Origin of the sequence: Novosphingobium sp. UBA1939 (assembly GCF_002336885.1) — a bacterium.
GTDB lineage: Bacteria > Pseudomonadota > Alphaproteobacteria > Sphingomonadales > Sphingomonadaceae > Novosphingobium.
The window spans coordinates 1-24,344 of the sequence record NZ_DDFB01000153.1; the positions used below are offsets into that span (position 1 = coordinate 1).

The following is a 24,344-nucleotide window of genomic DNA, read 5'->3' on the forward strand; positions in this document are numbered from 1 at the left end:
CATGTCGAGGCTTCGCTGGGCGCGCGGGTGGGGTTGATCGTGGATGGCGGGGAATGCCGCGCGGGGATCGAGTCGACCATTGTGGCGCTACGTGAGGAAGGGGGCTGGCAGATCCTGCGGCCCGGTCCGATCACGCAGGAGAATCTGGCGGCGGTGTTGGGCGAGGGTGGCGGTGTGGCCGATGATGGCAAGATCGAGGCGCCCGGCCAGATGACCAGCCATTATGCCCCGGGCAAGCCGGTACGCCTCAATGCCCGCCAGAAGGCCTCAGACGAGTTTTGGATCACGTTCGGAGGTGAGGAGGGGGACTATGCCCTGTCACCCTCAGGCGACCTCGCGGAGGCGGCTGCGCGGCTCTATGCGGCGCTGCATGCCGCTGCCGCCGCGCCGCAAGCCAGAGTGGCCATTGCGCCGATCCCCGATGAGGGCATCGGCGCGGCCATTAACGACCGCCTGCGCCGCGCGGCGGCACCCGTTTGAAGGTCAGGGTTCGCAGACCAGCTTGCCCGAGCCGACCGCGCTGATCTCGCATTGCGCGCGACCTTTGACATAGACTGACCCGCTGCCCGCGACATTGGCCTTCACCTTGCCATCCGAGGCAAAGCGCGCGTCGCCCGAGCCGACGATCGAAATATCGGCCGTGTCCGTCCGCAAGCCAGCGAGATTGGCGCTGCCGCTGCCCGCGATGGTGAGATCGAGTGCGGCGGCCTTGCCCTCGGCGCGGAAATTGCCGCTGCCTGCGATATTCACATCCAGCTTTTCGGTCGCCAGCGCGCCGGTTACGACATCGCCCGATCCGGCGATCACCACCTGCGCCTTGGGCGCCAATTCGCTGGCGTGGATCGAGCCAGAGCCGGTCATGGTCACCTCGCTGGGGGCAGGCATGCTGACCTTGACGGTTACCGGCTTGCTGTTCGTCCACGTGCCCTTTTCGCGCAGGATGCCCAGCGTACCATCTTTCAGCGTGTAGCGCAGATGGGCCGCCTCGACGGGATCGCCATCCACGGTGATGGCCAGCTTGTCGCCATGCGCGATCTCGACCTTGTCCGGCCCGAACAGCACCACGCCATGCGGTGGCGCGCCGCTGAGGTCGAGTTCGGACAGCAGTTTGCCCTTCTCGCCGTCGATCGTCACATTGGCATGATCGCAGCCCGCCACCAGCGCGGCCATCGCCACGGCGGTGAGCGGGGCGAAACTCGAGAGGAATTTGCGGAAATCCATGGGCAGGCTCCCTTGATGCTGTATTGGTTATATAATACACCAAGGGGGCCAGGGGAAGCCCTTTCCTGCGCGCCAACGAAAAAGGGCCGCCCGTTGCTGGGCGACCCTTTTGCATTCGGCGTTCGCCGCGATCATTAGACCGTAGCGGCGGCGTCGTAATATTTCGGCGCATATTCGTTGAGGATCGCGAGGATCTTCTTGAGCGCGGCCGGTTCGTCGGTCTTTTCCATCGCGGCCAGTTCGCGCGCGAGGCGGCTCGAGGCAGCCTCGAAGATCTGGCGTTCGGAATAGGACTGTTCGGGCTGGTCATCGGCGCGGAACAGGTCGCGGGTCACTTCGGCGATCGACACGAGGTCGCCCGAATTGATCTTGGCTTCATATTCCTGCGCACGGCGCGACCACATGGTGCGCTTCACCTTGGGCTTGCCCTTGAGCGTGTCGAGCGCCTCGCGCAGCGTCTTGTCGCTCGACAGCTTGCGCATGCCGATGGATTCAACCTTGTTGACGGGTACGCGCAGCGTCATGCGTTCTTTTTCAAAGCGCAGCACATAAAGTTCGAGTTTCATGCCGGCGATTTCCTGCTCCAGCAGTTCAATCACGCGGCCAACGCCGTGCTTGGGGTAAACGACGTAATCTCCGACATCGAAGGCGTGAGCCTTAACGGTCATCTATCGTCCTTTCACTCGGCCAATATGCCGCAAGCGACAAGGGCGGGAATCATCATCATCCGTGAGGGGTAAAATCATCCCTGCGGCATGATGCGAAACATCCACCGTGCTGCGACAAAGCCTTTCATGGTCAGGGGGTTCGACCCGGTTTGGCGACGACGGCCCATGCCGATGAGGGCGGCAGGGATCGCGGCGACGTGGATATTATATACCACGCCCGCAACAAAATTACCAGAGGCCAGAACCGCGTAAAAGTGCGATTCTGCAGCCTCTGGCATGATTTTTTCGCAAATGCGGGATGATTCGCGCGGACCTGGCCGGCAAATTCCCGTCAAATCAGATCAATCGCCCTCGCCGGGCGCTTCCGAGAAGTACTTCTCGAACTTGCCTTCCACGCCCTTCATCTCGTCGGCGTCGTCCGGCGCGTCCTTCTTCGAGGTGATGTTGGGCCATTCGGCCGAGAATTTGGCGTTCAGCTCCATCCACTGCTCCAGACCGCTTTCGGTGTCGGGCAGAATGGCTTCAGCCGGGCATTCCGGTTCGCAAACGCCGCAATCGATGCACTCGTTGGGGTTGATAACCAGCATATTCTCGCCCTCGTAGAAGCAATCCACCGGGCACACTTCGACGCAATCCGTGAATTTGCAGCGGATGCAGGCGTCGGTAACGACATAGGTCATGGCTGCAAAACCCCTTTCGTTGCAGAACTAAACTGAACCGCTGCTAGTGGGGAAGGACGCGTCTCGTCAAGCGCCTGATAACAGCTTTGTGCTTCTTGCGGCGGACCGCGTCGTGTGGGCAGCGCCAAAACCGCAATCACCCGCACCCCCGTATGCATCGGCAGCACCAGCACATCGCCCACCGCCACCACTGTCGAGCAACGCTCCACCCTTTGGCCATTGCGGCGGATATGGCCTTGCTCCACCCAGCTTTGCGCCGCGCCACGGGTCTTGGCAAAGCGCAGGAACCACAAGAGCTTGTCGATGCGCATGGCCGCCCTTTCTCACACCACCAGCGCGGCCAGCGCCGCAAAGGGGCTGTCGGGATCATGCGGGATGGCCTGGGTCTGTTTTTCCATCTCGCGTCGCGGCGGTTGCCAGCGCCACAACAGCGGAGCGGGCGGGCCGAAGCTCCCTTCGGGCAGATCGCGCGGCACCAGCGCGCGGAAGCCCGCCAGACGCAGCAGATGGGCATAAGAGCGCGTCGTCAGCCCGATTCGCAGCGCTGCGGCGGGGTCCAGCACAAAGGGCTTTTTCCCCGCCGCCTTGCGTGCGCCATGCGCCTCGCGCAGCAGCAGCTCGGCACGGTCGATCCGCAAGGCCTGCGCGCCGAGGCGGCGATAGGCCAGCGGCGTGGGTTTGCCTTCGGGGGCGATCACCGGCACCATCGGATCGGCTAGTGTCCCGCCCCCGCCGCGTGCCTGTTGCCAAAGGTTCAGCGCCTTGGCCTTCACCATATCGGGGTGGAAAATGTCCAGCGCGCCGATCCTCACGCCCAGACGCTTCAACCGTTCGCGCTGGGGTGGCGAGAGCTTGTCGATCCCCGAAACATCGCGCGCGACCATGCCGCCGTGTTCCACCAAACGGATCAGCAGCGCGCGCAGATCGGCCCCGCTTTCGGGCTCGGTGCTGGCCTGCTCGATCCGTGCCAGCGCGGCCAGCGGCTTCCACCGCCGGGCCAGCCATGCCTCAAGATGGTCCATCACTGCCACGTGCTTGTCGGCCGACAGGCGTTCGAGCGCCGCGGCGGGGCGTAATGCGGGATTGAGCGCGCTGCGCCCCTTGGCGATGCGCACCACGGCCTGACCGCGCCAGACAATCGCCGCGCCCTCCAGCGCCAGTTCATCGTCGCCCGCCACCGCCAGCTGATCGGCGCGCCCCGCCAACAGATCGGGCAGATGCCTGTCCGCCGCCGCCGTCAGCAGCCGCGCATCCTCATGCCGCGCTTTCGGATCGACGCGGAAGGTGAAGCCGTTCAATTCCCCGATCTTCTCGCCTTCCACCAGCACATCATCGCCTTCCAGCGCCACCCGCAGCAATCCGGCATCGGCGCCCACCTTGCGCATCAGCACGGTGGTGCGCCGGTTGACGAAACGTTCGGTCAGCCGTTGGTGCAGCGCGTCGGACAGGCGCTGTTCCACCGCGCGGGCGCGGGCGGCCATATCCTCGCGCGCCAGCACCCAGTCGGGCCGCTGGCAGATGTAGCTCCATGACCGCACCGCCGCGATGCGCCCTTGCAAGGTATCGATATCGCCCTGCGTGTTGTCCAGTTGCGCGATGGCGCGCGGGGCGGTGTCGCTGGCCAGCGGGCCGTGGCGCAATTCCTCCCACAGGCGGGCGACGAAGCGGGAATGGGTGTCGGCCCCCTGTTGCCGGAAATCGGGAAGCGAGCAGACATCCCAGAAGCGCCGTACCATGCCCGATCCGCGCAGGGCGGGGGTAATTTCGGGATCGTCGGCAAGGCGCTTCAGCACTGCCAGATCGATGGCTTCGGGCGCGGCCAGCAATTCGGGATGGGCGGGCGGACGCTCCAGCGAATCCATCAGCCGTGGCACGGAATCAAAACACAGATCGGATTCGCGCCAATAAAGCTTGGTCAGCGGGGCAAAGCGGTGTTCCTCGATGGCGTAGATTTCCTCGTCATCGAATTCCGCATCATGGCCGCCTGTTCCCGACAGCGTGCCAAAGGTGCCGTCGCGCTGGTGCCTTCCGGCGCGCCCCGCGATCTGCGCCATTTCGGTGGGCAGCAAACGCCGCTGCCGCCGCCCGTCATATTTCGACAGGCCCGCAAAGGCGACATGGGTGATATCGAGGTTCAGCCCCATGCCGATGGCATCGGTGGCCACCAGATAGTCCACCTCGCCATTCTGATAGAGTTCGACCTGCCGGTTGCGCGTTTCGGGGCTGAGCGCGCCCATCACCACCGCAGCCCCGCCGCGAAACCGGCGCAGCATTTCGGCCACGGCGTAAACCTGCTCGGCGGAAAAGGCGACAATGGCGCTGCGCGGTGGCACGCGGGAGAGTTTTTTCGCGCCCGAATGGCTCAGCGTCGAAAAACGCGGGCGGCTGACGATCTCGGCCTCGGGCACCAGCGCTCTTACCATCGGTTCCATGATGCTGGAGCCAAGGATCATGGTTTCCTCGCGCCCGCGGGCATGCAGCAGGCGGTCGGTGAAAATATGGCCGCGCTCACGGTCGCCACACAATTGCGCCTCGTCGATGGCGACAAAGGCCAGATCGGCGTTGGTGGGCATGGCTTCCACCGTGCACAGCAACCAGCGCGCGTTTTTCGGCTCGATCCGCTCCTCGCCGGTGATCAGCGCCACATTGTCGCGGCCCTTGATCGCGCAGACTTTCTCGTACACCTCGCGCGCCAGCAGGCGCAGGGGAAAGCCGATGGCGCCCGAGGAATGGCCGCAAAGCCGCTCGATCGCCAGATGCGTCTTGCCGGTGTTGGTCGGGCCGAGAACCGCCTTGATGCGCCCGTCATGCTGGCGGGCGATCTGGCGCGGGGGCCGGCGCGGGGGAGAGGGTAGGGCCATCGCAGAGAGAATGTGGCAAAGGCTGTGCGTGCCGACAAGGGGCAAGCATCACCTTTCCCCCGCTCCCGCCCCTTTGTGCGCGTCATTCTTAGGCAAAGATTAACCCTCTTCCTTCAGGAGTCTTACGCAGGTTTCACCAGCGAAAGTTCCGCTTTGGCCAGTCTGGCGCCCATCCCCGCTTTGGGCATAGCTCTTGCCGGCAACGCGCCGGCAACGCGGCTGCGCGCGCGGTTGGACTCGGCTGTGCTCCCGTTGCGACAGGCGGCGCGGGGCTTCACCTTCTCGATGGATCTGGCCGAGCATATCGGCTCGCCCGACTGGTGGCGCGGTTTGGGGGTGATGACGGGGCTGGGCGCGCTGGCGCTCTCGCTGGCGCCCACACCTTATCACGCGCATCGCATGCGGGCGCTGACTCTCGATGCCACGTCGCGCGAGATCTATCGCAGCCAGACCATCGCCCCGCTTGCGCTGGGCGGGGATATGGGGATGCGCATGGGGCCAACGCGGCTGGTGCAGCCCGCCGCCGCCGCGCCCGAACGCCCGAGGCTTGATCTGGTGGCAACGCTGGCCGAGGGCGATACGCTCGAGCGCATGCTGGCGCGCGCCGGTGTCGGGGCGGGGGATAGCGCCCGTGCCCGCGCCGCGATTGCCAGCGCCCTGCCGCTGTCCGACATTGCCGAGGGCACGCGCTTCGATCTGACCTTGGGCCAGCATCAGGCCAACCAGCCCCGTCCGCTCGAAAAGCTTGCCTTCCGCGCCCGCTTCGATCTCGATCTGGCGCTGGTGCGTTCGGGCGATGGCTTTGCGCTCACCCGCCATGCCTTGCCGGTGGACGCCACGCCTTTGCGCATTCGCGGCGTGGCGGGCGGCAGTATCTATCGCGCCGCGCGCGCGGCGGGCGCTCCGATGAAGGCGATCCAGCAGTTTCTGCAAGCCATTGACGCCCATCTCAGCCTCGACGAGGTGCATCAGGGCGACACGTTCGATATGATCGTGGCCTATAAGCGAGCAGCTGGCGGGCAGAGCGAGGTGGGGCAATTGCTTTATGCCGGTATCGAATCCGGCGGCAAACCGCGCACGCAACTGTTGCGCTGGGGCCCTGATGGCCAGTTTTTCGACGCCGCCGATATGGACGCCAACCGCGCCAGCCAGTCGCTGATCATGCCGGTGGCGGGCGCGCGCATCACCTCCAGCTTTGGTTTACGCTTTCACCCGATCCTGGGCCGCGCGCGGATGCATGCGGGCACCGATCTGGCGGCGGCTTGGGGTTCGCCGGTCTATGCCGTGGCCTCCGGTGTGGTCACCTATGCCGCGCCGCATGGCGGGCATGGCAATTATATCCGCATGGAACATGGCGGGGGCGTGGGCACCGGCTATGGCCATCTCAGCCGCTATGCCGTGCAAAGCGGGATGCGCGTGCGGGCGGGGCAGGTGATCGGCTATGTCGGCTCCAGCGGCCTTTCGACCGGACCGCACCTGCACTACGAACTCTATCGCAACGGCCAGACGGTCGATCCGATGTCGATCCGCTTCGTGGTCCGTCGCCAGGCGGTCGATGCCGGCCAGCTCGCCGCCTACAAGGCCCGGCTGCGGCAGGTTCTGGCGCTGAAGCCGGGTCTCTCCCGCGCCCGCTAGAGCCGGTGGGGAGCGGGTAGGGCAATTCGTCCCGGCCTGTCGCTACCCATTGCACCGGCGCGCGAAAGTCCTAGGAAGGCTGGCATGACTAGCTATCCCCTGACCCGCCTGCGCCGCACCCGCGCCACCGCCTGGAGCCGCGCGTTGCACCGTGAAGTGCTCGTGACGCCGGCCGACCTGATCTGGCCGCTGTTCGTGGCCGAAGGCACGGGCGTGGAAGACCCGATCGGCGCGCTGCCCGGCGTTTCGCGCTGGTCGGTGGACGGCATTGTCGCGCGGGCGAAGGAAGCGGTGGCGCTGGGCATTCCCTGCCTGGCGCTGTTTCCCTACACCCAGCCCGAACGCCGCAGCGCGGACGGGGGCGAGGCGCTCAATCCCGACAACCTGATGTGCCGCGCCACGCGCGCGATCAAGGATGCCTGCGGCGATGCGATCGGCGTGCTCACCGATGTCGCGCTCGATCCCTATACCAGCCACGGGCAGGACGGGCTGATCGACGGCGAGGGTTATGTCCTCAACGACGCCACGGTCGAGGTGCTGGTGGGGCAGAGCCTGAACCAGGCGGCGGCCGGGGCGGACATCATCGCCCCGTCCGACATGATGGACGGGCGCATCGGCGCGATCCGGCAGGCGCTGGAGGATGCCGGGCACATCAACGTGCAGATCATGTCCTACGCCGCCAAATATGCCTCGGCCTTCTATGGCCCGTTCCGCGACGCGGTCGGATCGCGCGGTCTGCTCAAGGGCGACAAGAAGACCTACCAGATGGACCCCGGCAACGCCGAGGAAGCGCTGCGCGAGGTGGAGATGGATCTGGCCGAGGGTGCGGACACGGTGATGGTCAAGCCGGGTCTGCCCTATCTCGATATCGCCGTGCGCGTGAAGGAAGCCTTCGGCGTGCCGGTCTTCGCCTACCAGGTCTCGGGCGAATACGCGATGATCGAGGCGGCGGTGGCGGCCGGCGCGGCGGACCGTGACGCCATGGTGCTGGAAACCTTGCTGTCCTTCAAGCGCGCGGGCTGTTCGGGCGTGCTGACCTACCACGCCGCTCATGCCGCGCGGCTGCTGAATGGCTGAATTCCGGATCGAAACGCCCCGGCTTGTCCTGCGCGACTGGCGCGGGGAAGACTGGCCGCCGTTCTTCGCGGGAACCAACACGCCAGCGGTCATGCGCTGGCTGGGCGGCGTGATGGATCAGGCGGCCGAGGATGGGGCGCGGGAGCGGCTGGAAGGTTACGCGCGCACGCACGGCCACACGTTCTGGGCGGTGGAGCGCAAGGCTGACCGCGCCATCCTGGGGTTTTGCGGGTTGAAGAAGTGCAACCAGGCGGGCGGGCCGCTGGGGGACTTTGAAATCGGCTGGCGCCTGCGCGAGGACGCCTGGGGGCAGGGCTTTGCGCGTGAAGCGGCCGAGGCTGCCATGACAGCCGGGTTCGCGCATTTCGGCGCGCCGCATATCGTTGCCCTGACGGTCGACGGCAATGCCGCAAGCTGGGGCCTGATGCGCCGGCTGGGCATGGAGCGCCGCGCCGACCTGGATTTCGCCAATGCCGATTTCGATCCGGTGAGCGGGCGAATCATCGTTTATGCGATCACGCGCGCGCAGTGGCAGGCGGGCCGCGCGTGATCGCCCCCTTGCGCCGTCACGTTCTCTACCGCATCCAGCGCCCCTGATCGTGCGGGAGGGACCATGACGGATCGAGCCAGCCGGACGCGCTTCGTCATCACCATTCTGGTCGGCAGCTTCCTGCTGTTCCTGGTGCAGCCGATGGTGGCGCGCGCCGCGTTGCCGCGCCTGGGCGGCGCGCCGAACGTGTGGAACAGCGCGATGCTGGTCTATCAGGCGCTGCTGCTGGGCGGCTATGCCTATGCCCACTGGTTGGGGCGGTTCCCGATCCGCCGGCAGGCCGCGATCCACCTCGCGCTGCTGGCGCTGGCCGCGATGACGCTGCCGGTGCGGCTGGCCGATCTGCCGCCGCCCGCGCGGGGGTGGGAGCCGCTGTGGGTGCCCGCCCTGTTCGCGGTCTCGATCGGACCGGTGTTCTTCCTCGTGTCCGCGCAGGCGCCGCTGATGCAGCGCTGGTTCGCCGCCGATCCCGCCGCCGGCAACCCTTACGCGCTCTACGCCGCGTCCAATCTCGGCAGCTTCGCCGGGTTGATCTGCTATCCGCTGCTGGTGGAGCCGCTGCTGCCGCTGAAGGCGCAGGGCTGGGGCTGGAGCGCGGGCTACCTGCTGCTGATCGCGCTGGTCGCGGCTTGCGCCGCCGTGCGACGGGGCGCGGCCGGTGCACCGGGCGTGGCCGTACTGGTGGGCGATTCGGTGCCAGCGGGGCGCGTGGCGCTGTGGCTGGCGCTGGCCGCCGTGCCTTCGGGGCTGATGCTCTCGACCACCACCTTCCTCACCACCGACATTTTCGCGATGCCGCTGCTGTGGGTGATCCCGCTGGGGCTGTACCTGCTGAGCTTCAGCATCGCCTTCGCGGAGAACCGCGCGCTGGCGGGCGCGATCCTGCGCGCCGCACCGCTGGTGGTGGTGCTGGCGGGCGGGATGGCGGTCAGCTCGCGCTCTTCGGGCACCATGGCGCAGGCCGGCGCGGCCGTGGCGCTGCTGTTCGTGGTGGCGGTCGCGCTCCACACCCGGCTCTATGCGCTGCGCCCCGCGCCGGAACGCCTGACCTTCTTCTATCTGGTCATGAGCGCGGGCGGCGCGCTGGGCGGCGTGTTCTGCGCGCTGATCGCGCCGCTGGTGTTCGATTGGGTGTGGGAGCATCCGCTGCTGGTGTTGGCCGCCGCCGCGCTGCTGCCCCGGGTGACGCTGCTCGACTGGTCCGGCATTGAGGACATTCCGCCGCGCGTGCGGCAGGGCGGGGTGCTGGTGGTGGTGATCGTGGCCTTCGCGCTGGGCTGGTCGATGAGCGGCCTCGATCCCCGGCGCGATGCCCTGCTGGTGCTGATGGCCGCGCTGGCGATCGCCGCCTGCGGGGTGATCGTGTTCGCGCGGCGCTGGGCTTTCGTGCTGGTGCTGCTGGCGATGATGCTGGGGCGCGGAGCCGAGGAAACGCTCGACCGCAGCCTGTCGGGCAACCGCACGCGCAGCTATTTCGGCATCTACACGATCACCGAAAGCGCGCGCCGGCACGAACGCTATCTCACCCACGGCACCACGCTGCACGGCACGCAATATACCGACGCCGCGCGCCGGCTGCGCCCGACGTCGTACTACGGGCCAACCTCGGGCGTCGCATTGGCGCTTACCGCCGCCGGCGATCATGCGCGCGTGGGCGTGGTCGGCCTGGGGACGGCGACGCTCGCCTGCTACAAGCGGCCGGGGCAGCGCTGGACCTTCTTCGAGATCGATCCGGCGGTGGTGGCGCTGTCGCGGCCGCAGCACCGCTTCACCTTCCTCGATTCCTGCGCGCCCAATGCCGCGATCCGGATCGGCGATGCCCGGCTGGAACTGGCGAAGATGCCGCCGGGCAGCTTCGACGTGCTGGTGGTGGACGCGTTCTCGTCGGATTCGATCCCGCTCCACCTGCTCACGCGCGAGGCGCTGGCGGTCTATGGCCGCGTGCTCGCGCCCGATGGCGTGCTGATCCTGCATATTTCCAACCGCTATCTCGATCTGCGGCCCGTCGTGGCCGGTATCGCCCGCGCGCAGGGCTGGACGGCATGGTTGCGCGATGACAGCGGCCGGCATAGCGACGGCTTCACCCCATCGTACTGGGTGGCGCTTGCGCCCGATCGCGCGCGGCTGGAGCGGCTGGCCGTGTGCCGGCCGGACCTGCCGTGGACGCCGCTGCACGCGCCGCCGGGCGACGAACCGTGGCAGGATGACTATGCCTCGATCCTGCCGCATATCCGCTGGGACAATCTGCTGGGAGTGTGATGGAAATGACTGCCGATCCGCGCGCGCGCTACCCCGATGCGACGATCCTTCCGCTCGACGGGAAGGTGCCACGCATCCACGAAACCGCCTTCGTCGCGCCCGGGTGCCGGATCATCGGCGATGTCGAGATCGGGCCGGAAGCGTCGATCTGGTACAATTGCGTGCTGCGCGGCGATGTGAACGCCATCCGTATCGGCGCGCGCAGCAATATCCAGGACGGCACCGTGATCCACTGCGACAGTCCCGATCCGCGCCATCCCGCCGGCTTTCCGACGATCATCGGCGAAGACGTGCTGGTGGGCCACATGGCGATGATCCACGGCTGCGTGCTGGAAGACCGCGCCTTCGTGGGGCTGGGCGCGATCGTGATGAACGGCGCGCACGTCGAAAGCGATGGGATGCTCGCCGCCGGCGCCATGCTCACGCCGGGCAAGCGCATCGGCGCGCGCCAGCTCTGGGGCGGCCGCCCCGCCGCGTTCATGCGCGATCTGACCGAAGCGGCGCTGGCGGAGATGCAGCTGGGCGTGGCGCACTATGTCCGCAACGGCCAGCGCCACAAGGCGGCGCTCGATGGCGCGGCCGAAGGTTGACTTGCCGCCGTCGGCGGCCTTGCGCGCGCTGACCGATGCCGAACGGCGGCTGGCGGTGCGCGTCACGCCCGGCGCGAAGAGCGAAGGGATCGAGATCGCGGACGGGCGCGTGCTGGTGAAAGTGCGCGCCAAGCCGGAGGACGGCAAGGCGACGGGCGCGGTGATCGATCTGGTCGCGGCGGCGCTGGGCGTCGCCGCTTCCAAAGTTGAGCTGTTGCGCGGCGCAACTTCGCGCGAGAAGCTGCTGCGTATTCCGGATTGATCCGGCCGCCCGCGCTCAGAAGCCGTAAACCAGCGTGAAGCGGGTAATCGTGTCCAGCGTCTTGTAGGTATCGGGCGGATTGCTGTTGTAAGTCACCTGATAGGACGTGCGCGCGGAAAGGGCGCCGTTCAGCCGGGCGCTGAGCGAGGTGAGCGAGGTGACGTTGGTATTCTGCGCGCCGGTCAACGCGCTGGCGTCCTCGGTCAGCGAGACCGCGCGCGAAAGCTTCCATTTGGCGTTGACCGCGCCCAGCCCGGTGACGACGCTTTCGAGCGGCTGGCTGATATAGCGGGTCTTGCGCCAGGCCGGGCCGGCCTTCACGTCCACGGTGAAACCGGAATCCGCGATCAGGCGATAGCCGATGCCCCCCGAAACGGCGGTGCGCGTGGAAAAGCCGGCGAACCGGTCGCGCTCGTACTGGGTCAGGCCGAACAGGAACAGGCGGTCGTTGAAGCGGTAGTCGGGCTCGAACGCCAGCAACAGCTGGTTGCGGCTGGTCTGCCCGTTGGTGCGCTGGTAATCGACCTGGCTGCGCAGGCCCAGCCGCCAGTGCAGGCCTTCCCGCTTCAGCGCCAGCCCGGCGCTGATGCCCACCGTCTCGGCATTGCCGGAGGATTGCGAGGCGCCGAACTGGCCTTCGCCCTTCCAACCCTGGAACATCGCCATCTGCGCCAGCCGTTCCTTCTGCGCTTCGGCCGTGCGCGCGCGGTGGGCATCCACCGCCGCCTCCACCTCGCCCGCGCCGGCCGGATCGGTCTTTTTCAGGAACTTGGCGATGGTATCGATCTCGGCATCGCTGCCCGATTCGATCGTCTTGTCCAGCAGCGCGCGGTATTGCGGCGCCAGCTGCGCGTGGGCCGTGCCTGCCGTCAGGGCCAGGATGCCCGCCAACGGAAGAAACGGTACGCGCGTCATCGGAACACCTCGGGAATGCAGGGCAGGCTGGTGGTCGTGATACAGAAGGATCGCGGCCCGACCAACCCCGCTTCCGGCCCGGCAGCCGTCTTTCCGCCGCGCACGATCATCGTTCCAGCTTGGTCGCCAGGATCACCGATGTGGTCGTGCGCTCCACGCCTTCGAGCAGGCCGATATCGTCGATCAGTTCGTTGAGCTGGGCGTTGTCCTCGGTCTCCAGCATGGCGATCACGTCGTATTCGCCGCTGATGGCGTGGATCGCCTGCACGCTCGCCAGCCGGCCCAGCGCCTGTTCCACCTCGCGGTGGAAGCGGGGCATCGTCTTGATCATGATGTGCGCGCGCACGCGCCGGCCGACGAAGGCCGCGCCGAGCCGCACGGTATAGCCCGCCACGATCCCGGCATCCTCCAGCCGCGACAGCCGCGAATAGATCTGCCCGCGCGAGATGCCCAGCGCCTTGGCCAGATGCGCGATGCTCTGGCGGGCATCCTCGCGCAGCAGCGCCAGCAGCCGCTCGTCGATGTCATCGAGCGAAAGGGAATGGCCGGGCAAGGTCAGCGACATGGCCGAAATGGTCCTCCACCGCTGCCGGGCTATCAGGGCGCCGCAGTTTCGCCCGTGATCTTCCCGTCGGCAACGGCATAATTCCGGATGAACGAGGGGCGGTCAACCGTGCCCGCCGGCAGGTGCAGCACAGACTGGTGATCGATGCCCGTCACGCGGATGCGTGGCGCGTTGAGCGGGCCTTGCCGGGGCAGGCCGCGCAGCGTCGATCCATCGACCAGCCAGGCGCCGCCATCGGGCGCGGTGGCATAGATGCGCGCGGTGCCGTCGGGCTCCACCGCCAGCGAGGCGCTTTCGTCGACGCCGACGCCGATCATCGCCGGCGCGTCGGCAGGGCGATCCGCCTGCGCTTTGGCCAGGAAGGCGAACAGCCGCCCAAGCCGGTCGCGCTCCTTGAAATGGGTATCGGTGACCACGCCTTTCAGCAGCGACAGGTGCAGGAAATCGCTTTCGATGGTGTTGGCGGGGCCGAACGGATCGGCCATCGCCTCGGGGCTGGTGATGCTGCCGCCGTCCATCGCGCCGTAGAGCTTCTCGCCCAGCATGGCGAGGCCGGCGCTGGTGCCGGCCAGCGGCTTGCCCGCGGCGACATGCGCGTCGAGCAGCTCGCCCACGGGCGTCCCGCGCCAGTAGCGCACGTAGTTGGACTGATCGCCGCCCGCGATGAAGATGCCGTCCGCCCGCTTCAGCGCGGCAAGCACCCGGGGATCGCTGGAGGCCGCCCGATCCGTGAAGACGAACGTCTCGGCCGACTGGATGCCGCCGATATCCTTGTAGAATTCCTTGCCGACCTGCCCGGCCTGCGAGGCACGCAGGATCACGATGTGCCCGTGCCCGGCCTTGGCGAAGAACCAGTGCATCGCGTCGTGGTTGCGGTCGCCCCCGCCCATCAGCAGCAGCCCGCCGGACACCGGATCGGGCGTGGCGCTGGTGAGCGTGCCGATCTGGTAGTGGCGGTAGCCCTGCGCCTTCGCCAGCGCCGGGGCGGAAGGCGCGATGACGGCCAGGGACAGGCTCGACAGCGCGAGCGCGAACATTCGCGACAGGAAGGATAGACGCACCGGAAACTCCTGAAAACAACCGAACTGGGGCATTCTTGTTACATTTTGGTCGCAATGGCTGACAATATGATGTGCCAGAAAGGCAATGTGATTGCCATTTCTTTTCAATTCTGTTCGGAACGTATCGAACGGCAGGTGCGGGGGCACCGGAAGTTTATGCCGTTGCGCATTGAAGGGGTGACGCATGAAACAGACTGGACGCCGCGTATTCCGCAACCTGCTGGGGTTGGGATGCTCGCTCACCGTTCTCGCCGGGCCGGCCTTTGGACAGACGGCGGCGGGCGGTGAAGGCACGGACGATGCCGCGCCGGAGATCACCGTCACCGGATCGCGCATCCCGCGGCTGGACATCGAAGGCCCGGCGCCGATCACCGTGGTCGATTCGAATACGATCCGCGCCAACGGCTATGCCAGCGTGCCGGACATCCTGCGCGCGCTGACGCAGAACGGCGGCGAAACGCAGAGTCAGCAATCGCTCAGCGGCGCCAGCTTCACCCCCGGCGCGCAACAGGTGGACTTGCGCGGGCTTGGCCCGAATCACACGCTGGTGCTGGTCAACGGCCGCCGCATCGCTGATTTCCCGCTGCCCTATAACGGTCGCAGCAACTTCACCGACGTCTCCAACATCCCGGTCAGCATGATCGACCGGATCGAAGTGCTCAGCGGCAGTGCTTCGGCGATCTATGGATCGGATGCGATCGCGGGCGTCATCAACTTCACGCTCAAGAAGAAAGTCGATGGCCTGACGCTCGATTACCGGCGCGGCGTGACCGAGCATGGTGGCGGTGATTCGCACCGCTTCACCGCCAGCGGCGGCTGGTCGAGCGGGCGGTTCCATATCGTTGGTGGCATCGAATACCTGCTGCAGCGCCCGCTGTGGCAATATCAGCGCGGCATTCAGGACAGCCGACAGGATTCACCGGTTCCGGCCACGAGGATCGCGAGCCGCACGTTCCTGCGCTACGATCCGGACGCGGACGAATATGTCGATCCGGGCGCTTCGACATGTGCGTCACTGGGCTATCTCAACCAGGGTTCGACCTTTTACGCATCGCGGCCGCGCTATGGCGCCTATGACGATGCGCTCGGAGATTACGGCCCCGGCTACTATTGCGGCAGCAACGCCTCGGTTGCCTACGGCACGATCATTTCGCGGCGCGAAGGGTTCAACAGCTATGCCTCGGCCGGTTACGAGCTGTCGGACAATGCCGAGCTGTTCGTCGACGCCCAGTTCGGCATCAGCAAGGTGTCACTGGTGCGTGACTTATTAAGGTGGTCTTTCCAGCCCAATTCAGGCAGCAACGACACCACGTTCTACAACAGCTTCGACAACCGGCTGGACGACTGGACGCGCCAGTTCACGCCCGAGGAATCGGGCGGCCTGAACCGGGTCGAGACGCGCAACCGCCAGCAGACCTTCAGCATCACGCCGGGCATCAAGGGCAAGTTCGGCAAGTGGACCTACGAAGCCGCGTTCAACCATAGCGAATACAAGGCGCGCGTCGAATTTCCGCAGGTGATCGCGGCGAAGGCCAACGCGCTGTTCCTGGGTCAGCAACAGGGCATCGACGAGGATAGCGGCTATCCCATCTTCAACGCCGATCCGGCGCGGCTCTACACGCCGCTGACGCAGTCCGAATACGACAGCATCACGGCCTACAGCGTCTATCATCCGAAAAGCTGGACCAACAATTTCTCGGCGACGGTCAACACCACCGACCTGTTCCAGTTGCCGGCGGGGCCAGTGGGCTTCGCCGCCGTGGCCGAGGCGGGCAAGCAGGGGTATGACCTGAAGCCCGATCCGCTGGCGCTGACCGACTATTATTATGCGCTCAAGGACAGCGACGGGAAGGGTAGCCGCACGCACTGGGCGCTGGGCGGCGAAGTGCGTGTGCCGGTCACCCACTTCCTCGAACTGTCGGGCGCGGGCCGCTACGATCACTTCGCCTTCGCGGGCAGCGGCATCGGCAAGTTCACCTATAACGCCGGCGCCGAACTGCGGCCGATGCGCTCGCTGCTGCTGCGCGCTTCCTATGGCACGGGCTTCCGCGCGCCCGACCTGCACTACGTTTTTACGGGGCCGGGCAATACCCATCCGACCGCCACGGACTACTATCTCTGCCGCGCTGAGGAGCCGGGTGAGGATCTCAGGGATTGCACCTATTCGGATGAGGGTATCGTCGTGCAGCGCAACGGTAACCGGCGGCTCAAGCCGGAAACCAGCAAGTCGCTGGATCTGGGCATCGTCTGGGCGCCTTCGCGCCGGTTCGATGTCTCGGTCAGCTATTTCCGCGTCTCGATGGCCAACCAGGTTCAGGACCTCAGCACCGACCAGTTGCTGCGCGACGAGGCGGATTGCCGCATCGGACAGACGACATCGGGCAAGGCGGTCGACGTCAATTCGCCGACCTGCCTCGATGCGATCGCGCGCGTGCAGCGCTTCACCAGCGGCGTGCGTGCCGGCGAACTCGACGCGGTGGCGGTCAACCCGATCAACATCGCGCACGAGAAGACCACCGGCATCGACGTGGCCGTCCACGGCAACCTGCCGACCAGCTTCGGCACCTTCTCGCTGTCGCTGGCGCATACCCATGTGTTCGATCACACGTTCCGCCAGTATCCGGGCGATCCCACGATCAACAAGCTGGCCTTCGACAGCGGCTACGACATTCCGCGCGACAAGAGCACGGCGAGCCTGACCTGGTCGATCCAGAAGCTGAAGTGGACGGTCGAAGGGCGCCGCCTGGGCAAGCTGCCCAATTACGATCAGGACGCCTTCATCAAGGCGAGCTACCTGTTCAACACCACGCTGCAGTATGATTTCACCGATCACCTGCGCGGGTCGCTGAGCGTGGTGAACCTGTTCGATACGAACCCGGTTCGCGATCCGACTTACGCCAGCTATCCCTATTACGACATCAGCTGGTTCGACAGCACCGGCCGCAGCGCCTTTCTCCAGCTCACCTGGAAGATCGGCGGCGGCGGTCTCTAATTGCTCTGACGACATCCATCCCGGTGACGCCGCGCGGACTTCGGTTCGCGCGGCGTTTTCGCGTCAGCTTTCCGCCGGCAATCGCAGCGCCACGCCGACCATCGCGGTGGCCCAGCAACCCGCGATCCACAGGCAGGCCATCGGCATCCGGTCCTGCGCCATCGCGCCCAGCACCGCGCCGCTCAGCAGGCCGCCCCACAGCGCCGCCCAGGAGAGCCAGCCCGTATCCTTGCGGCCGGCCAGCCATCCGGCCAGCCCCTGCCCCAGCTTGACCAGCGCGCCAGTCATGTAGGTAAGCCCGATCGCCACTTCGCCATCGCGCTGGAAGGTGTTGTTGATCGCGCCCATCGCCATCACCAGCGCGGCCAGCATCGCCACGGGCACGCCCAGCGCGCGCGCCGTGGCGCCGGCGAGCAGCAGCGCGGCGACGAGCGTCAGCACGGCGGGCTTGCGGTAGCGCCCCGCGCGGATCGACAGCAGCGCGCCGCCGGTCACGCCGGCCACGAAGCCGGCGATCAGGAACGCGGGCGTGACCGCGCGCACCACGTCGGTGCCGAGATCGACGCCGAGCCGCGTGGTGTTGCCCGACATGAAGGAGACGAAATAGCCGTCGGCCGACAGAAAGCCCACGGCATCGACGAACCCCGCCATCGCGGCCAGCGCGATGGCGAAACGGCGGCGGGAACGGTCGTAGCGGATCATGCTCGGAACGTTAGGCGATAATGGCCTAGATCGGTACGCCGATAATGAACTTCACGATCACGCTGTCGGCATTGGCGCCATATCCCTTGCCCACGGCGGCGTTGAGGTCCCATTTGCCGATCTGTGCATCCACGGCGGCATAAGTGGAATGCTCGGTGTTCCCGAAGTGGCCGGGATCGCGCAGCGGGCCGACCTCGTTGTAGCTTTCCACGCCCACGGTAAGCGTGGGGGTCAGGCGGTATCCGGCCTTGGTGTCGATATCGAGCGTGATCGGGCCGGGGTTCGGCCCCGCGATCACGAAATCGAAGTTGCCGTTGGCGGCCAGCACCCAGTGATCGTTGCGCCAGCCGCCGATCAGCTTCAATTCGCCGTTCCAGGGATTCTGGTCGAGCCGGTGGCCGACTTTCCCCACTTCCAGATTCGCGCCCCAGAAGGCCCCGGTCGGCCCGTGCGGCGCGAGCCACTTGAGACGCAGCTTCACCCCCTGCACGCGCGCCACGCCATCGGGCGCCACGGTGGCCAGCGGCAGATAGGCGCCCAGCTCGAACTGGTCGGTCAGGCCCAGCGAGAATTCGGGCGTGATGCGCCAGCGGTGCAGCGGGGTTTCCGCGCCGGGATAATCGGGCGTGCCGTTGCCGCGCACCACGTCGTTGACGTGAACGTCCAGCCCCACCGCGCCGGGCCGGTTCATCTCGTCCATGTAGACCTGGATTTCCTCGGGCGTGGCAAAGGCAGGCGTGGCCGGCAGCAGCAGCGCGGGCGCGAGAACGAGAACGTACTTCAGGATAGACCGGAACGGCATGGCGTAGCTTTCGTCAGGGTCCCACGCGCCTCATAAGCGCGCGTCCCCTCACGAGGCAAGCAGACGTGGGTATAGGCCGGGAAAGGCGTTCAGGCGCGCGCCATGCCCATCGCCATGCGCGTCAGCACGCCGATAAAGGCCTCGGCGATTTCGGTGTCCTGCGGCGCTGCGTCCTCCACGGCGCGGCGCATCGCCTCCGCCCACTGGCCCGCCGTTTGCCGGTCGATCGGGAAGGGCGCGTGCATCGACATCATGCACTTGCCGGGGTGGGCCTCGAACCAGTCGCGCGGGCCTCCCGCCCACCCGGCAAGGAACCCGGGCAGCGATTCGCGCATCGGCGCCAGGTCCGCCGCGTGCATCGCGCGCAGTTCGGCATAGGCGGGGTCCTGCTCCATCAGATCGTAGAACCGGTCGGTGATCCGGCGCAGCACGGCATGGCCGCCGATCCGTTCGAACGGCGTGGCGGGTTGGGAATGTTCCTGCGGCTGTTCGACGGCGGTGGCCAAGGCGTGAAACTCCGGACAGGGGTGTAGGTTCAAAATCCTGGAGCCTTGTCGCTACCAGCACGGCAGGCAAGGCGGTTTGATTCCGGTCAATTTCGCGCGGGAAACGTCTCTACCGCACCGGGTCCACGATCATTGCCTTCAGCGTGTCCAGCCGGTCGGCCTCGTGCGCGGGCTTGTCGGCGCGGATGCGGCTGATGCGCGGGAAGCGCATGGCGACGCCCGACTTGTGGCGCTTGGAAGCGTGGACGGAATCGAACGCCACTTCCAGCACCAGCGACCGGTCGGTTTCGCGTACCGGGCCGAAACGGTTGACCGTGTGCTGGCGGACGTGGCTGTCGAGCCATTTCAGCTCGGCATCGGTGAAGCCGAAATAGGCCTTGCCCACCGGCAGCAGATCGGCCCCCGCGTCGGGATCGCCGTCCCAGCAGCCGAACGTGAAGTCCGAATAGAACGAGGAGCGTTTGCCCGAACCGCGCTGGGCATACATCAGCACGCAATCGATCCGCAGCGGATCGCGCTTCCACTTGTACCACAGCCCCGTGCGCCGCCCCGCGACATAGGGTGAATCACGCCGCTTGAGCATGACGCCCTCGATCGCGTCCTCGCGTGCGCGGGCGCGCACATCGGCAAGTTCCGCAAAGTCGCGGACCGCGATCAGCGTGGAAATGTCGAAGCGCGCCGGATCGAGCCGGGGCAGGAACGCTTCCAGCCGGGCGCGGCGGTCCGTCCAGGGCAGGTCGCGCAAATCCTCGCCGCCGATCACCAGCGCGTCGTACAGCCGGACGAAGGCGGGGAAATCCTCCAGCATCCGCTTCGACACGGTCTTGCGTCCCAGCCGTTGCTGCAGGGCGTTGAAGCTGGCCGCGCCGCCGGTCTCGCCGCCCTGGTGCGCGCCGCGCACCAGCAGTTCGCCGTCCAGCACCGCCGGTTCACCCAGCGCGCCGGCCACTTCGGGAAAGGTGGCGGAAATGTCGTCACCGCCGCGCGAATAGACGCGCGTCTCGCCACCCTGGTCGGTGGCGGCATGGACGATCTGCACGCGGATGCCGTCCCACTTCCATTCGGCGGCGAAGCTTTCAAGGTCGATGGCGACCCCGTCCTCCAGCGGATGCGCCAGCATGAACGGGCGGAACAGCGGCCGGTCGTCGGTGCGCGGCGGTGGCGCGCCGTCCGCCGCCCAGGCGAAGAGCGGGCGGTAGGGCGGTTCCTGCCCGTGCCAGTATTCCTCCACCAGATCGACCGGCACGCCGAAGGCCTCGGCGAAGGCGACCTTGGCGAGCCGGGCGGAAATGCCGATCCGCATCGCACCGGTGGCCAGCTTGAGCAGGGCGTAGCGGCCGTTGGCGTCAAGGCGGTCGAGCAGGCCGGCCAGCGCGGCCGGCGCGGTGGAGCGGCTGGTTGCCCGCAGGATTTCAACAGCTTCCGAGACGCCGGGCGCGGGCATGACGTCATGATCGGGGCCAGAATGATCGGGGCCAGAATGATCGGGGCCAGAATGATCGGGGGCAGGCCACAGCAGGCTGGCGGCTTCCGCGGTATCGCCCACGTAATCGCGCGACAGCGTCCACAGCACGGGATCGACGCGCTCCGCCATCAGCGCGCGGATCGTGCCGGCCTTGACCGCGGGGAAATCCAGGCCGTCGGTCAGCGCGGCCAGCGCCCAGCCGCGATCGGGATCGGGCGTTTCGCGCAGGTAGCGCGCGATCAGCGCCAGCTTGGCGTTGCGCGACCGGGTGAACACCAGCGCGTCGAGCAGGGCGGCGAAGCGCTCCACTAGGATGTGCCCTTCTCAGTCATCCTCGTCCTCGTACCCCACCAGCGCCAGCGCGCGGGCCTTGCGCTGGTGCAGTTCGCACCAGCGCAACAGCGCTTCCTCGCGGCCGTGGGTGATCCAGGTTTCGGCCGGGTTCACCTGCGCGATCGTGGCGGTAAGTTCGTCCCAGTCGGCATGGTCGGAAATGATCAGCGGCAGTTCCACGTTGCGCTGGCGGGCGCGCTGGCGCACGCGCATCCAGCCCGATGCCATGGCGGTCAGCGGATCGGGCAGGCGCCGGCTCCAGCGGTCGTTCAGCGCCGAGGGCGGGCAGAGCACGATCGCGCCGGCCAGCGCGCCCTTGGGCGCATCGGACACCAGCCGCAGATCGCCCAGCGGCACGCCCTGTTCCTCGTACAGGCGGCACATCCGCTCCATCGCGCCGTGCAGCCAGAGCGGATCGTGAAAGCCCGCCGCGCGCAGTTCCGCGATCACCCGCTGCGCCTTGCCCAGGGCATAGGCGCCCACCAGCACGCAGCGATCGGGCTGCGCGGCGCGCGCGGCCAGCAGCCGGGCGATTTCCTGGCCGATCGGCGGATGGCGGAACACCGGCAGGCCGAAGGTCGCCTCGGTGATGAACAGGTCGCAGGGCGTGACCGCGAAAGGCGGGCAGGTCGGATCGGGCCGGCGCTTGTAATCGCCGGTCACCACCACGCGTTCGCCGGCATGTTCGAGCAGGATCTGCGCCGAGCCAAGGACGTGGCCCGCCGGCACGAACGTGGCGGTCACGCCGCCGGGCAGGGTGATCGGCGCGTGCAGCGGCGCGGGGAAAGCGCCCTCCGCCACGCCATAACGCAGCGCCATGATCGCCAGTGTTTCGGGCGTGGCGATGGTGCGGCCATGCCCGCCCCGCGCGTGATCGGCATGGCCATGCGTGACCAGCGCGGTTCCCACGGCACGCGCGGGATCGATCCAGACGTCGGCCGGAACGATCCGCAGCCCGGCCGGCTCCGGGCGGATCCAGGAAAAATCTTCGGCCATTGATGCACGTCATGGCGCGTGCGGGCGATTCGGGCCAGCCGCCTGTTCGGGCAGCGCCGGCCGATGCGGGGCCATGCAGGTCCCGGACAGGACCCGTTCAGACTCGTCCGCTAGGGTGCGCGCCGTCCATCCCCCCCGGTCTGGCCACCCCGGTCTGGCCGTCCTTGTCCGGCCGAACCCGAGGAGCCCCGACGATGACTCGCACCATTGCCAGGATCGCGTTGCTGGCGGGGCTGATCGCGCTGGCCGGGTGCGAGCACAAGGAAACGGGACCCGAGGAACAGGATACGCGCACCACCGCGCCGGTTGTGGCTGCCCCCGCCCCAGCGGTGACGGCGGTGCCGCCCACGGTCCACCCGCTGTCCGATTTCGCCACGCTCGACGCCAACCACGATGGCCGGATCTCGTCCGCCGAATATGCGCGGGCGGCGCAATCGCTGTTCGAGATGATCGACATGGAGCACGATGGCACCGTGACGCTGCAGGAACTGGAGGCGGCGCGCGGCGTGCTGGGCGATCTGGACGGACTGGACCCGAAGCGCATCCTCGCGCTCGCCGATGCCGATCAGGACGGCAAGCTGACGCTGGGCGAATGGATGGCGTTCAACAATGCGCGGTTTGACCGGATCGACGCCAACGACGATGGCTTCATCGTTCGCGCCGAATGGACCGCGCCCCATCCCGCGCCGCCGGAGCCTTCGGCGATTCCCTGAGTATCGAAGGCGTTCCCACCCCCGACCCCTCCTGCTTGCGGGAGGGGAGCGAGACTTGCGCCGCCGGAGGCGGCGATAGTTGCAGCGGGGCGGGCTTTCGCCAACAAGAATGGGCGCGCCCCGCAGGACGCGCCCATTCTGTTTCATCGAGGCTTTGGCCCGCCTTATTCGGCTTCGTCGGCGCTCGGTTCGGGCGCGGTGCCCGCCGATTTGCCGCCCTTGCGTTCCTTCTTCTTGACCAGCTTCGGCGCGGCCGGGGTCAGTTCGAAGGACAGCGCGCCGTCGGTGCCGGCTTCGTCCTTCAGGCTGACGTGGACCTCGCCGCCGTTGGCCAGCTTGCCGAACAGCAGTTCCTCGGCCAGCGGCTTCTTGACCCGTTCCTGGATGAGCCGGGCCATAGGCCGCGCGCCATAGAGCCGGTCGTAGCCCTTCTTCGCCAGCCAGGCGCGGGCGTCGTTGTCGAACTGGATGTGGACGTTCTGTTCCGCCAGCTGCAGTTCGAGCTGGAGGATGAACTTGTCCACCACCCGGCTGACGACTTCGGCCGGCAGGTAGGCGAAGGGCACGATCGCATCGAGGCGGTTGCGGAATTCGGGGGTGAAGAGGTTCTTCACCGCCTCGTCGCCCGCGTCGGCCTTGGACACGTCGCCGAAGCCGATGCCCTGCTTGGCCATGTCCGACGCGCCCGCGTTGGTGGTCATGATCAGCACCACGTTGCGGAAATCCACGGTCTTGCCGTGATGATCGGTCAGGCGGCCGTTGTCCATCACCTGCAGCAGGATGTTGAACAGGTCGGGGTGCGCCTTCTCGATCTCGTCNNCCGCCCTGGTCGAAGCCGACATAGCCCGGAGGCGCGCCGATCAGCCGGCTGACCGAATGGCGCTCCATGTATTCGGACATGTCGAAGCGCTGCAGCGGGATGCCCATGATCTGGGCCAGGCTGCGCGCCACTTCGGTCTTGCCGACGCCGGTGGGGCCGCTGAACAGGAACGAGCCGATCGGCTTGTCGGGATCGCGCAGGCCGGCGCGGCTGAGCTTCATCGCGCTCGACAGCACCTCGATCGCCTTGTCCTGCCCGAACACGAGCCGCTTGAGATCGCGTTCGAGGTGTTCGAGCACCTTCTTGTCATCGCTCGAAACCGACTTGGGCGGGATGCGCGCCATCGTGGCGATCACGGCCTCGATCTCGCGCGCGGTGATCGTCTTCTTGCGCTTGCTCGGCGGCACCAGCATCTGCATCGCGCCCACTTCGTCGATCACGTCGATCGCCTTGTCGGGCAGCTTGCGGTCGTTGATGTAGCGGGCCGAAAGCTCCACCGCGGTCTTGATCGCGTCGGCCGTGTACTTGACCTTGTGGTGATCCTCGAAGGCCGTGCGCAGGCCCTTGAGGATCTTGATCGTGTCTTCCACCGAGGGTTCGTTCACGTCGATCTTCTGGAACCGGCGCAGCAGCGCGCGGTCCTTTTCGAAGTGGTTGCGGAACTCCTTGTA

At 67.0% G+C, this 24,344-nt stretch carries 23 protein-coding genes and 1 pseudogene; 9 read left to right on the forward strand and 15 right to left on the reverse strand.

Annotated elements, in window-relative coordinates; translation table 11 throughout:
• The coding region (locus B3547_RS20545) for an L-threonylcarbamoyladenylate synthase (RefSeq protein WP_292966545.1) at nt 1-480 on the forward strand (480 nt) is incomplete at its 5' end.
• 3 nt (nt 481-483) lie between these two features.
• Here the strand turns inward: B3547_RS20545 and B3547_RS20550 are convergent.
• The 6 genes from B3547_RS20550 to B3547_RS20575 form a co-directional block, all read right to left on the reverse strand.
• Nucleotides 484-1,221 carry a head GIN domain-containing protein gene (locus B3547_RS20550; protein ID WP_292966548.1) on the reverse strand — a complete coding sequence of 246 codons (738 nt, stop codon included), beginning with the start codon at nt 1,219-1,221 and terminating at the stop codon, nt 484-486.
• Nucleotides 1,222-1,355: 134 nt separating this feature from the next.
• Nucleotides 1,356-1,889, reverse strand: coding sequence for a CarD family transcriptional regulator (locus B3547_RS20555; RefSeq protein ID WP_292966551.1), 534 nt, complete (start codon nt 1,887-1,889; stop codon nt 1,356-1,358).
• Between the two features lie 74 nt (nt 1,890-1,963).
• Nucleotides 1,964-2,167 (reverse strand): hypothetical protein, encoded by a 204-nt coding sequence (locus B3547_RS20560; protein WP_292966554.1) that lies wholly within the window; start codon nt 2,165-2,167, stop codon nt 1,964-1,966.
• Between the two features lie 63 nt (nt 2,168-2,230).
• Nucleotides 2,231-2,569, reverse strand: coding sequence for a ferredoxin FdxA (fdxA, locus tag B3547_RS20565; protein WP_292966557.1), 339 nt, complete (start codon nt 2,567-2,569; stop codon nt 2,231-2,233).
• Nucleotides 2,566-2,880: an RNA-binding S4 domain-containing protein gene (locus tag B3547_RS20570; RefSeq protein WP_292966560.1), complete on the reverse strand. Its 315-nt coding sequence runs from the start codon at nt 2,878-2,880 to the stop codon at nt 2,566-2,568. Before B3547_RS20570 ends, fdxA begins: the two co-directional genes overlap by 4 nt.
• A gap of 12 nt (nt 2,881-2,892) precedes the next feature.
• Complete coding sequence (locus tag B3547_RS20575) at nt 2,893-5,430, reverse strand: helicase-related protein (RefSeq protein WP_292966563.1); 2,538 nt, start codon at nt 5,428-5,430, stop codon at nt 2,893-2,895.
• Between the two features lie 231 nt (nt 5,431-5,661).
• On the opposite strand from B3547_RS20575, the gene B3547_RS20580 reads away from it, so the two are divergent.
• The 6 genes from B3547_RS20580 to B3547_RS20605 all read left to right on the forward strand — a co-directional run bounded on the left by B3547_RS20580 (nt 5,662) and on the right by B3547_RS20605 (nt 11,803).
• Complete coding sequence (locus B3547_RS20580) at nt 5,662-7,065, forward strand: M23 family metallopeptidase (protein WP_292966566.1); 1,404 nt, start codon at nt 5,662-5,664, stop codon at nt 7,063-7,065.
• Nucleotides 7,066-7,149: 84 nt separating this feature from the next.
• Nucleotides 7,150-8,142 carry a porphobilinogen synthase gene (hemB, locus tag B3547_RS20585; RefSeq protein ID WP_124809839.1) on the forward strand — a complete coding sequence of 331 codons (993 nt, stop codon included), beginning with the start codon at nt 7,150-7,152 and terminating at the stop codon, nt 8,140-8,142.
• Nucleotides 8,135-8,692 (forward strand): GNAT family N-acetyltransferase, encoded by a 558-nt coding sequence (locus tag B3547_RS20590; RefSeq protein WP_292966569.1) that lies wholly within the window; start codon nt 8,135-8,137, stop codon nt 8,690-8,692. Before hemB ends, B3547_RS20590 begins: the two co-directional genes overlap by 8 nt.
• Nucleotides 8,693-8,755: 63 nt before the next feature.
• Nucleotides 8,756-10,951: a spermidine synthase gene (locus B3547_RS20595; protein WP_292966572.1), complete on the forward strand. Its 2,196-nt coding sequence runs from the start codon at nt 8,756-8,758 to the stop codon at nt 10,949-10,951.
• Nucleotides 10,952-10,956: 5 nt separating this feature from the next.
• Nucleotides 10,957-11,541 carry a gamma carbonic anhydrase family protein gene (locus tag B3547_RS20600; protein WP_292966575.1) on the forward strand — a complete coding sequence of 195 codons (585 nt, stop codon included), beginning with the start codon at nt 10,957-10,959 and terminating at the stop codon, nt 11,539-11,541.
• Complete coding sequence (locus B3547_RS20605) at nt 11,522-11,803, forward strand: DUF167 domain-containing protein (protein WP_292966578.1); 282 nt, start codon at nt 11,522-11,524, stop codon at nt 11,801-11,803. The genes B3547_RS20600 and B3547_RS20605 overlap by 20 nt, the downstream gene beginning before the upstream one ends.
• A gap of 15 nt (nt 11,804-11,818) precedes the next feature.
• On the opposite strand, the gene B3547_RS20610 is transcribed toward B3547_RS20605, so the two are convergent.
• From B3547_RS20610 to B3547_RS20620, 3 genes are all read right to left on the reverse strand, one after another.
• On the reverse strand, nt 11,819-12,718 hold the full coding sequence (locus B3547_RS20610; protein ID WP_125954222.1) for a DUF481 domain-containing protein: 900 nt from the start codon (nt 12,716-12,718) through the stop codon (nt 11,819-11,821).
• A 106-nt stretch (nt 12,719-12,824) separates the two neighbouring features.
• Nucleotides 12,825-13,283, reverse strand: a complete 459-nt coding sequence (locus B3547_RS20615; RefSeq protein ID WP_124809846.1) for an Lrp/AsnC family transcriptional regulator — start codon at nt 13,281-13,283, stop codon at nt 12,825-12,827.
• Between the two features lie 32 nt (nt 13,284-13,315).
• Entirely contained in the window at nt 13,316-14,344 is a 1,029-nt protein-coding gene (locus B3547_RS20620; RefSeq protein WP_223806666.1) for a cyanophycinase, read from the reverse strand.
• Between the two features lie 184 nt (nt 14,345-14,528).
• Between B3547_RS20620 and B3547_RS20625 the strand changes: the two genes are divergently transcribed.
• On the forward strand, nt 14,529-17,336 hold the full coding sequence (locus tag B3547_RS20625; protein ID WP_292966588.1) for a TonB-dependent receptor plug domain-containing protein: 2,808 nt from the start codon (nt 14,529-14,531) through the stop codon (nt 17,334-17,336).
• A 63-nt stretch (nt 17,337-17,399) separates the two neighbouring features.
• Here the strand turns inward: B3547_RS20625 and B3547_RS20630 are convergent, their stop codons facing one another.
• The 5 genes from B3547_RS20630 to B3547_RS20650 all read right to left on the reverse strand — a co-directional run bounded on the left by B3547_RS20630 (nt 17,400) and on the right by B3547_RS20650 (nt 22,140).
• Nucleotides 17,400-18,038: a YoaK family protein gene (locus B3547_RS20630; RefSeq protein WP_292966591.1), complete on the reverse strand. Its 639-nt coding sequence runs from the start codon at nt 18,036-18,038 to the stop codon at nt 17,400-17,402.
• 25 nt (nt 18,039-18,063) lie between these two features.
• Nucleotides 18,064-18,840 carry a hypothetical protein gene (locus B3547_RS20635; RefSeq protein ID WP_292966594.1) on the reverse strand — a complete coding sequence of 259 codons (777 nt, stop codon included), beginning with the start codon at nt 18,838-18,840 and terminating at the stop codon, nt 18,064-18,066.
• A gap of 89 nt (nt 18,841-18,929) precedes the next feature.
• Entirely contained in the window at nt 18,930-19,346 is a 417-nt protein-coding gene (locus tag B3547_RS20640) for a group II truncated hemoglobin (protein WP_124809850.1), read from the reverse strand.
• 109 nt (nt 19,347-19,455) lie between these two features.
• Entirely contained in the window at nt 19,456-21,120 is a 1,665-nt protein-coding gene (locus B3547_RS20645; protein ID WP_292966597.1) for a cisplatin damage response ATP-dependent DNA ligase, read from the reverse strand.
• Between the two features lie 15 nt (nt 21,121-21,135).
• Nucleotides 21,136-22,140, reverse strand: coding sequence for a ligase-associated DNA damage response exonuclease (locus tag B3547_RS20650; protein ID WP_292966600.1), 1,005 nt, complete (start codon nt 22,138-22,140; stop codon nt 21,136-21,138).
• 194 nt (nt 22,141-22,334) lie between these two features.
• On the opposite strand from B3547_RS20650, the gene B3547_RS20655 reads away from it, so the two are divergent.
• Nucleotides 22,335-22,853 (forward strand): EF-hand domain-containing protein, encoded by a 519-nt coding sequence (locus B3547_RS20655; RefSeq protein ID WP_292966603.1) that lies wholly within the window; start codon nt 22,335-22,337, stop codon nt 22,851-22,853.
• A gap of 164 nt (nt 22,854-23,017) precedes the next feature.
• Here B3547_RS20655 and B3547_RS20660 read toward each other — a convergent pair.
• A pseudogene (locus B3547_RS20660) lies at nt 23,018-24,344 on the reverse strand (AAA family ATPase); the annotation flags it as partial.